This is a genomic window from Algoriphagus confluentis, from assembly GCF_036245625.1.
In the GTDB taxonomy this organism is placed as follows: domain Bacteria; phylum Bacteroidota; class Bacteroidia; order Cytophagales; family Cyclobacteriaceae; genus Algoriphagus; species Algoriphagus confluentis.
Genome location: NZ_BTPD01000006.1, coordinates 349,194 through 358,808 on the forward strand (window position 1 = coordinate 349,194; position 9,615 = coordinate 358,808).

At 44.7% G+C, this 9,615-nt stretch carries 10 protein-coding genes; 9 read left to right on the forward strand and 1 reads right to left on the reverse strand.

Features of this window, described 5'->3' with window-relative positions; all coding sequences use genetic code 11:
• Window positions 1–131 precede the first annotated feature (131 nt).
• From AAA943_RS11310 to AAA943_RS11320, 3 genes are read left to right on the forward strand one after another with little or no spacing between them, the layout of a single operon-like run.
• Window positions 132–1,877, forward strand: coding sequence for an ABC transporter ATP-binding protein (locus tag AAA943_RS11310; RefSeq protein WP_338224356.1), 1,746 nt, complete (start codon window positions 132–134; stop codon window positions 1,875–1,877).
• A gap of 3 nt (window positions 1,878–1,880) precedes the next feature.
• On the forward strand, window positions 1,881–2,300 hold the full coding sequence (locus AAA943_RS11315) for a hypothetical protein (protein ID WP_338224358.1): 420 nt from the start codon (window positions 1,881–1,883) through the stop codon (window positions 2,298–2,300).
• Between the two features lie 3 nt (window positions 2,301–2,303).
• On the forward strand, window positions 2,304–3,278 hold the full coding sequence (locus tag AAA943_RS11320) for a metallophosphoesterase family protein (RefSeq protein ID WP_338224359.1): 975 nt from the start codon (window positions 2,304–2,306) through the stop codon (window positions 3,276–3,278).
• A 59-nt stretch (window positions 3,279–3,337) separates the two neighbouring features.
• Here AAA943_RS11320 and AAA943_RS11325 read toward each other — a convergent pair whose 3' ends face one another.
• The gene (locus AAA943_RS11325) at window positions 3,338–3,721 is read right to left on the reverse strand and encodes a single-stranded DNA-binding protein (protein ID WP_338221349.1); all 384 of its coding nucleotides are present in this window, start codon (window positions 3,719–3,721) and stop codon (window positions 3,338–3,340) included.
• Window positions 3,722–3,954: 233 nt separating this feature from the next.
• On the opposite strand from AAA943_RS11325, the gene AAA943_RS11330 reads away from it, so the two are divergent.
• From AAA943_RS11330 to AAA943_RS11355, 6 genes are all read left to right on the forward strand, one after another.
• Entirely contained in the window at window positions 3,955–4,536 is a 582-nt protein-coding gene (locus tag AAA943_RS11330; protein ID WP_338224360.1) for a DUF3885 domain-containing protein, read from the forward strand.
• Between the two features lie 217 nt (window positions 4,537–4,753).
• Window positions 4,754–4,990 carry a DUF4160 domain-containing protein gene (locus tag AAA943_RS11335; RefSeq protein ID WP_338221347.1) on the forward strand — a complete coding sequence of 79 codons (237 nt, stop codon included), beginning with the start codon at window positions 4,754–4,756 and terminating at the stop codon, window positions 4,988–4,990.
• Window positions 4,987–5,508, forward strand: a complete 522-nt coding sequence (locus tag AAA943_RS11340; protein ID WP_338224361.1) for a helix-turn-helix domain-containing protein — start codon at window positions 4,987–4,989, stop codon at window positions 5,506–5,508. The genes AAA943_RS11335 and AAA943_RS11340 overlap by 4 nt, the downstream gene beginning before the upstream one ends.
• A 257-nt stretch (window positions 5,509–5,765) precedes the next feature.
• Complete coding sequence (locus tag AAA943_RS11345; protein ID WP_338224362.1) at window positions 5,766–7,925, forward strand: prolyl oligopeptidase family serine peptidase; 2,160 nt, start codon at window positions 5,766–5,768, stop codon at window positions 7,923–7,925.
• Window positions 7,926–8,014: 89 nt separating this feature from the next.
• Window positions 8,015–8,809: a cation efflux transmembrane domain-containing protein gene (locus tag AAA943_RS11350; RefSeq protein WP_338224363.1), complete on the forward strand. Its 795-nt coding sequence runs from the start codon at window positions 8,015–8,017 to the stop codon at window positions 8,807–8,809.
• A 71-nt stretch (window positions 8,810–8,880) separates the two neighbouring features.
• Entirely contained in the window at window positions 8,881–9,423 is a 543-nt protein-coding gene (locus AAA943_RS11355; protein WP_338224364.1) for a leucine-rich repeat domain-containing protein, read from the forward strand.
• Window positions 9,424–9,615: the final 192 nt, after the last annotated feature.

Here is a 9,615-nt window from a genome sequence, read left to right on the forward strand (position 1 = left end):
GGTTAGAATCTTCTCACAGCCCGTCCTCCAAGACGGGCTTTTTTTATTGAACTAATCGAGATCCGATCTCATTTCTGAAAGGAGTCTTCCAGATAAATCCCGGATACCTTTTCCTTTCCCCGAAATCAATCATGGCAAAACAACAAGAACGAAAAGTGACCATGAGACAGGTCTTTCAGACCATCATCTGGCCCAGAAGAAAACACCTCTTTTTAGGTTTGTTTCTCATAATAATCAGTAGACTTTCCGGTTTGGTATTGCCGGGAGCCAGTAAGTATTTAGTGGATGACGTGATCCCCAGTAATGATTTGGTTCTTCTGAAGTGGTTGATTTTGGCTGTGGTGGCAGCCATAGTGGTACAGTCTGTGACCTCCTATTCCCTGACGCAGATATTGAGTGTGGAAGCCCAGCATTTGATTGCCAAACTTCGTGCTCAGGTCCAAAAGCACATCATTCAGCTTCCCATCCGATTTTTTGACAATGCCAAAACTGGAGAGTTGGTCAGTCGGATCATGACCGATGTGGAGGGAGTGAGAAATCTTGTCGGGACGGGTTTTGCCCAGATGATCGGTGGAGTCCTGACTGCGGTGATTTCGCTCGTTTTACTGATCAGCATCAGCCCACTGATGACACTATATGTGTTGGTTCCTGTTGCCATTTTCGGTCTGGTTTCTTTGAAAGCCTTTGGAAAAATCCGCCCCATCTTCCGGGAAAGAGGCAAAATCAATGCGCAAGTCACCGGAAGACTGACAGAAACGCTGGGAGGAATCCGGGTAATCAAAGGATTCAATGCCGAAGCTCAGGAGATCAAGACGTTTGAGGAAGGGGTGGAGCTACTTTTTCAAAATGTCAAATCAAGCCTTACAGCCACCAGCTTTGTGACCTCTGCAGGGACATTATTGCTTGGCTTGGCTTCTGCGGGGATTATGGGTATCGGGGGTTGGATGATTATGAAAGGGGAAATGACCTTTGGAGACTTTTTGGCTTTTACCCTGTATTTGGGTTTTATGATCGCTCCCATCGTGCAAATGTCCAATATCGGGAGTCAGCTGACCGAGGCCTTTGCAGGATTGGACCGAACTGAGGAAATCATGAATACCCCGCTGGAGTCAGATGACCGCAAGCGGACTGTCCAATTGAATGAAATCCGGGGAGATATGGAGTTTCGGGAGGTTTCTTTTGCCTATGAGTCGGATAAAGAGGTAGTCAAAGGGATCAGTTTCCAGGCGCCTGCCGGGTCGGTGACCGCATTGGTTGGGACCTCAGGTTCGGGGAAAACGACTATTGCTGGATTGGCTGCTACCTTTCTCAATCCGGACTCAGGTCAGATTACCCTGGATGGAAAGGACTTGCAGGAAGTCACTTTGCAGTCATTCCGTTCCCATCTCGGAGTAGTCCTGCAGGATGATTTTCTTTTTGAAGGGACGATACGGGAAAATATCCTGTTCCCAAGACCGGATGCCACCGAAGAGGAAGTGCAAAAAGCCGTCAAGGCTGCTCACGTACAGGAGTTTTCAGATCGATTTGAAGAGGGTTTGGATACGCTGATCGGGGAGCGGGGAGTGAAGCTTTCGGGAGGTCAACGGCAGCGGATTGCCATTGCCCGTGCTATTTTGGCGGACCCGAGGATTTTGATTTTGGATGAGGCTACTTCGAATTTGGATACAGAATCGGAAACCTTGATTCAGGCCAGTTTGAAAGAGTTGATGAAGGGAAGAACTACCTTTGTCATCGCTCACCGATTGAGTACAATCCGTCAGGCTGACCAGATTTTGGTCATTGAGCAGGGCAAGATTGTCGAGCGTGGCAAGCATGAGGAGCTGATCGCTCTGCAGGGAAGATACTATCAGCTCTACACCTATCAGGCCAGAATCTGATCCATGTTCCTTCAGCGAATTCCTAATCCGCCTTTGGTTCATGGTATCCGGATTTTTCGGAGTTCTTGGCTGGCAAAAGGAGCTGCGATTTGCCTCCCGGGCTTGGGGGTTTTTCTTTCCAAAACCATTCCCCTATTCGCAGAGAAGCCGATTATCCAGCATGAATACGGGCATTATCTGGATTATTTGCGTGGATGTGAAGGGGATCACAAGCGATTTTTGGGTTCCAGAATTCTTGGATTTTACCTGAAGATCGGCTTACCCAGCTTGTTTAATTTGACCCCGGGGCTGAGGCACCTGCCTTGGTTTAGAGGAGATCACCGCCTATTTTGGACTGAGATTCGAGCCAATCGGCTGGCTTCAGCCCATTTTGGGAAGGAGTTGGCAGAAGGTTTTGAAAAAAGATTTCCAAGCAAAGTGTAAACCATGAACAAACCGGATTCCAGAAGAAATTTTCTGCAAAGACTGACTTGGAGTTCCTTGGCCCTGAGTGTACCGGGCTTGGCTTTTTCCCAAACCCAATCCAAAAAGAAAATCAAAATCGGATTGATCTCAGACCTGCATCAGGATATCATTCCAGATGGGGAAAAGCGGCTTGAGGATTTTTTGAATAAGATGCAAAAAGAAAAAGTGGATGCATTGGTGCAATTGGGTGATTTTGCAGTTCCCTCACCGGAAAATCAGGACTTGATCGAGCGATTCAATCAAGCCCACAAAAATGTTTTTCATGTTTTGGGCAATCACGATGTGGACTATGGGTATAGTTTTGATCAATGTGTGAAAGCTTACCAAATGCCTTCCCGCTACTATTCCCGAAATCTGGAAGGAATTAAGGTAATCGTACTGGATGGGAATGAGGAAGGTTCACCCAATCCGACTCAAGGCTATCCAGCCTATATTGGTGCCGAACAGCAGGCTTGGCTCAGGAAGGAGTTGGAAGAGGCCAAAGTTCCTGTGATGATATTATGCCATCAACCTTTGGCAGGGATTTATCCCCTGGACAATGCCAAAGAGATGCAAGACCTTTTGAGACACTATGCTGACCGAATCCTTCTTGTCATCAATGGACATGCCCATGTGGATCAGCATTTGGAAGTTGGGGGAATTCATTATGTACATATCAACTCTGCCTCTTATTATTGGGTGGGGGAGCAATTGGCCCACTGGAGTTATCCTGAGGAAATTCATGAATCTCATCCATCCTTGGCCTATACTTGTTCCTATTCAGAAAGCCTGTTTGCCCTTTTGGAAATTGATTTGGAATCAGGGAAAATCCGACTGGAAGGAAAAAAAGCCGAATGGGTTGGGCCTTCTCCACAGGAACTGGGCATTTCTTATCTTACGGAAGCTCAAATGCGGGAGAATCTGATTCCGGAGATTAAGACCCGTAGGATTCAATAAAACAAAAACAGGCATCCGGACGGGACGCCTGCTTTAAAATGAATTCCTGAGCGAATCGATTAAAAGGGCAAGTCTGATTCGGCGACTTCCTGATTGGCTTTCTCCGCTTTCGGGCCACCGAGGAGTAGGATTTCATTGACTACGACCTCAGTGATGTATTTTTTTTCTCCGTTTTTGTCGGTGTAGGAGCGGTTGGAGAGTTTGCCTTCCACGGCGATTTCCGAGCCTTTGTCCGTGTATTTTTCCAGGATCTCTGCGTTTTTGCCCCAGATGACCAGGTTGGTCCAGGTCGTTTCGGTGACTTTTTCGCCTTTGGCATTGCGATAGACTTCATTGGTGGCGATGTTTACCCGCCCCATGATTTTTCCGGATTCGAGGGTTTTGATTTCGACTTTGGAACCGAGGTGTCCGATGAGTTGAACTTTGTTTCTTAGCGCGTTCATGATTAAAGAAGTTAAGTGTGAAAGATTTGGTTTAACAATTTCCGCTAGAGGAGAACTGATGGACCAAAGTTGGGAGAGTGGTCAAAAAAGAGTCGGTAGTTAGTCGTTTGTATTCGATTGTAGTCGTTTGTTGTCGGATAAATGGGCTTTAGAGGCAGGAAATGGATTTTTTAAATGAAAAGAAATGGTTAGGTTTAGTTGTGTTTATAAAGGAGTTGTAGCACATTAAAAAAATGACAGAAAGCGAATTCATAGACTATTGGAATAAGGAATATCCTGAATCGTTGCCAATCAATCACGAATTGAAATTGATATATCCTGACAGGTGTTTCAGAATTCATAGTCTTCCTGAATCAAAAAGATACGCTGAAACTGAAGAAGAGTATAAAATCATACTTGACCGACAAAACCAATTGATTAACGAGCTGATTGGAGAAGAATCAGAAGTTGCTATTTCATTCGGACTTTATAGGTGGGACTCAACCAATTACATTTATAAAGAACTAACTGACTTCGGAGAATTTCAAAAGGTCTTGAGAATTGATTTACAAAAAGAAAGACCAGAAGAATATGAAGATGAAATGTACTTTGACATTTACGTAAAGACTGAGAAATGGGAAAACGGAAAAAGGGATGAAATTCTCAAAGCAATTGCTGATGATGAAATAAGAGCAATGTTTGTCAGTCCGTCAAAGAAATGTGTCATTGCACCTTATGACGGTGGAGTTGACATTATTGTTGACTCGACCGAAAAGAGAGACAAACTTAAAGCTAAATACAATGAATGGCTTTCTGACAGAGAAGATGGAATGTAAAAGAAAAAATAAAACACGGCACACAACAACGCATATAGCTCATGGCGGGTACAACGCTAAATTCAAGTTTTTTGCTCCGTAGCCAGCTTTGGTTTCGGTGGACAGGAAAGTTATTCGAAACCGCGACAAGCCATATGCAAACCGATAGGGCCAATCCAAGGAAGACAAATTACAAACGACATTTGTACCTAATTAGATACTTTTCTATTTTTGTTGAATGCCAACAATCGACAGATTCGATGGAATTAAAATCAATGTTTACAACGGTGACCACAGACCACCGCACATTCATGTTTTGTACAATGAATTTGAAGCTTTGTTGACCATTGAAACTTTTGAAGTTTATGCTGGAGATCTTCCTTCAAGACAAATGAAGAAAGCAATGGACTGGCTTGCAGGAAATGCCGACTGGGCTTTAGAAGTGTTTTATGAACTTAATCCGAACTTGAGATGAGAAAGACGATAAAAATTCCGAGAATTCTGAAAATCAACAAGATTGAAAACCATTCGATAAACGTCACCTTCAACAATGGAGAGTCAAGAATTATTGACTTTAGGAAAGTATTGAAAAGCATCGTAGTAGATGAAAAGTCACCAGCTTTTATTCTTTACAATGAAGACGAGTTGAAAAAAGCTGAACTAAGAAATCATACACTTTCGTTCGACAATGTTGAACAGTTTATAACAATGAGAAACGGACAAAAAGAACGTGTTCCGTTTGAAATTGGCGCTGATGTTTTATTGAAATACAGTGTTCCCGAAAAGTCTGAAATAATGATGAAACTCGGAAGACTTATTCGCGACGCAAGACAAAAAGCAGGTTTGACTCAACAAGAACTTGCAATTATGAGTGGAACATCGAGAACATATATTTCGAGAATCGAAAACGAAAGATCAGACGTTGAATTGGCGACATTGAAAAAAATAATAGAAATCGGACTCGGACGACAATTAGAAATCAAGATAAAATAATAGACTGGCCCTAACAACTGTCATATTTAATGCGGGGTTCTCTGCTTTGGTAAGGCTTAGTTTTCCAAGCTTATTTTTGGCACTGGTGGAACGTGAATCACTTCGAAAACCCACACTTGCCATAGCCAAGGCTGCTAAGAATTGTTCAAAAATCAAAAAATCGGACTATTAAGTACTTTAGAAAGTTTGGGATCAAATGAGAAGAGCCCTTTTGATCAATAGATGATTATTTTAATTGACATTACAAAAGCAAACACATGCAAAAAACTTCCTTTTGGCAAAAATGGCTTCTGGCTGGCTTAGTGATGGTGATGTCCACTACTCTCCAAGCGCAGGAAGCTGAACTCACACTGGATGATCTCTTCGCAACTCCAAAACTGACGGGAACAAGCCCCTCTCAACCTGTATGGGCACCGGACAGCAAGCACTTTGCCTTTTCCTGGAGTGAACCGGGAAACCCCGGGCGTGGCCTTTGGGTATCCACAAGTGATGGGGAGGAAGTTCGGCTCATTTCCAATACGGCTTCCGGCTCAGTACGAGATATTGCCTGGACCGACGAGAACACGATTATCAGTCTGCGAGGTAACCACCTATGGCAGACATCGCTAAGCCAAAGTGCCGACCTTCAGTTGATGCCCGTTGAGGAAGGTACGAGTAATCTTTCGATATCTCCAAGCGGCAAGCAAGCGGCGTATATACAAAACGGTGACCTGTGGCTTGCTGACCTCTCTTCCAAACAGAATCGTCAACTCACCAATATAGGCATACCCAGTCTCTCGAGCTTACAGAAGGGGCGCTACAGTCGACCGGAACGTGAAATCGGTCCGGGCATCTGGAGTGGACCAACCTACAAGTGGTCCCCGGATGGAAAGACCATCGCAATTCACGTGGTGGACCGACGGGAGATGCGAAAGGTACCGTTCCCGGATTACCTCGCTGCCGAAACTAATCCCAATGAAGTACGCCGAAGTTATCCCGGTGATCCAAACGAGAATCGCAAGGTTGGCCTGCTCGATGTAGAAAGTGGAAATATCACCTACCTTGATTTGCCGGACCCTCAGGCCAATCAGGTCATTGATTTCAACTGGTCACCGAGCGGTGCGCTGCTAATTGATATTGCATCTGACACGGCGGTTGAACGGAAGTTATTCGTTGTTTCACCCGGAGAAAACCAACTTAGAGAGATTTGGCGAGGTGTTCGAGAGACTCGCATGTACACCACCTTTGGATCTACCTGGCATCCGGATGGGCAACAGGTTGTTTTCTTAAGCGATATGGGTGATCGCTACGGTCTTTACACAATCGATGACTCGCCATCTAAGGATCTTCCTCAGCTCCTGACAGATCCTTCCTATGATGTGTTGTCCTCACCCACCATCGCTGGGGATGCACTTTTTTATGCTGGCAATAGCGTAAATCCATACGAACAACACGTATATCGCCTGAATTTGTCCGGTGGCAATCCCAAACAGGTGACCCACCTTCCCGGTCAGAATATTGGCTATCCTTCTCCGGATGGGCAGCACTTGGTATTTATGCACAGCAACGATACTTCTCCGGCAGAGCTTTACGTGGTTAGCAGCGAGGGAGGAGATGCTACGCGCTTAACCTATTCCCCTTTGCCTGCCTTTACAAATCGAAGCTGGACAGCAGCGGAATATGTCAGTTTCCCCAGTTTGGTAGATGACTATACGCTGCATGCCCGGATTCTGAAACCTACCAACATGCAGCCCGGTAAGAAGTATCCAGTGCTGTTTGGGCCCGTGTATTCGAATACCGCAAGGAATCGCTGGGCCGGCAACTACAGCTTGGTGCAGCATCTTTTGGCCAAAAAGGGATACATCATCATGCAGGTGGATTCACGTGGCAGTACCGGTTATGGACGGGCATTCCGTGAAGAGTTCCTGCTGGGCTTTGCCGACCAGGACATTGAGGATTATGCCAGTGCCGTGGCTTATCTGGAGTCACTGGATTATGTCGATCCCGACCGCATTGGCATCTGGGGCAGCAGTTACGGAGGCACACTCTCCGTTTATTCGCTGTTGATGAAGCCGGGCTTATTCCAGGTGGGTGTTGCTGCTGCAGCGGCTGTGGATCCGATGTTCTTCGGCACGGACGACGTGGCGATTGTTCGTACCCCCCAGACACACCCGGAGATTTTCGAAAGAAAAGCACTCAAGTACGCTGCAAATCTGCAGGATAAACTCCTGTTTATCCACGGCATGCAGGACCATGTGGTACCCTTCAAGACCGTGGCGGTGCTTGCGGAAGAGTTGATTAAACAGGGCAAGGACTTTGACTTTGCCTTTGCACCGGGTGCAACGCATGGATGGAGCCGTGAGCAGAATTACGATCGCTACCTGTTTGGCAAGCTAATCGAATACTTTGACCGACATCTCAGCGAGCCGATTGAGTAAATTTTTTCAGGTGAAAGGTCGCAATGTGTAAAGGAACACCAACAACCATATGAAAACCGTTACTACCAATTAAAAAAAAGTGAGAGTGGATGCACAAAACAGGATTTGAAATCACCAAGATGGACTGTCCTTCGGAGGAAAATCTAATCCGGATGAAGCTGAATGGAATTTCAGGAATTGCGCATTTGGACTTTGATATCCCCAATAGAAAATTGACCGTTTTCCACACCGGAGAAATAGATCCAATCGAAAAGTCAATCCTTGAACTGGACTTGGGAGGAAAGAAAATCTCCAGCGAAAAAACCGAGCAAACTGACTTTCAAGAGGATACCAACCAGAAAAAATTACTCTGGACCGTACTCGGAATCAATTTTTCATTTTTCCTGATCGAAATGACAACCGGCCTGATTTCCAAATCAATGGGATTGGTGGCGGACAGTTTAGATATGTTGGCAGACAGTTTTGTTTATGGAATCAGCCTTTTTGCCGTTGGCGGTTCTCTGAGTAGAAAAAAGCGAATAGCCAAACTTGCCGGATATTTCCAAATCACGCTGGCATTGATTGGATTTGTGGAAGTATTGAGAAGGTTTTTCGGGGCAGAAAAAGTACCTGACTTTTCCACCATGATCGTAGTTTCGATTTTTGCCCTTTTGGCAAACGGTATTTGTCTCTACCTGCTCCAAAAATCAAAGAGTAGGGAAGAAGCTCACATGAAAGCAAGTATGATTTTCACTTCGAATGATGTAATTATCAACTTGGGCGTGATTACAGCAGGAATTTTGGTCCTTTGGCTTGACTCGAATAAGCCTGATTTGATCATAGGAACCATCGTCTTCGGTTTGGTGATTCAAGGAGCTTTAAGAATCCTGAAACTCGGAAAGTGAAAAACATCGGCTTGAATTTCCATTATATCTACTTCCTGCTTTTTTTGACATTTAACCATTAACCAGTAAACATGAGAATACTTCTGCCCATTCTGACTGCTATTTTGTTTGCTTGCTCCCCGAAGGATGAGAGGGAAGGACTTTTCGGCCAGCTAGTAGAAAGGGAGAGCGTCGAAATCTACCTGAGCAGCTATAATTTGGACAGTATTCCATCGGATATAGGTCAATTGAAAAAAGCAAAATCCCTGTATATCACCAAAGACAGCACAGGTCAATGGGAAGTGTATCCCCCTGAAAGTACAATTCAGGAAATGACCGATGATCCACCTTTTCGGTACGTTCCGGAGGAGTTGACAGAATTGACGCAACTTCAAAACCTGGGACTGGTGGGATTAGATTTGGCTAAGCTTCCGACTGATTTTGACCGACTTCAACACTTGGATACCTTAAACCTGATGATGAATAAACTCAACATTTCCAACGAGTTGGATAAACTGAAAAAGCTTGAAAACCTGAAATATTTGGTGGTTTTTGGGAATAAAGTAGATTCAGCAGACATTGCCGAACTGAAAAGAGCAAATCCCAAGCTCGAGATCATTGGTGGGTTGGAATAGTTTACTTTAATCGCAAACTCCTTTCCCAGATTCAAGTAATAAGTGCAACACTAAAGGTTTAAGGAAGGAAGCCTAGGCTTCCTTCCTTAGGCTGAAGAATTAAATTAGTGTTGTCATGCAGAAATTCAATCATCTCAGCCCAGAGCAAAGGTACCAAATCGAAATTTTAATCAAACAAGGGGTGACTCAGAC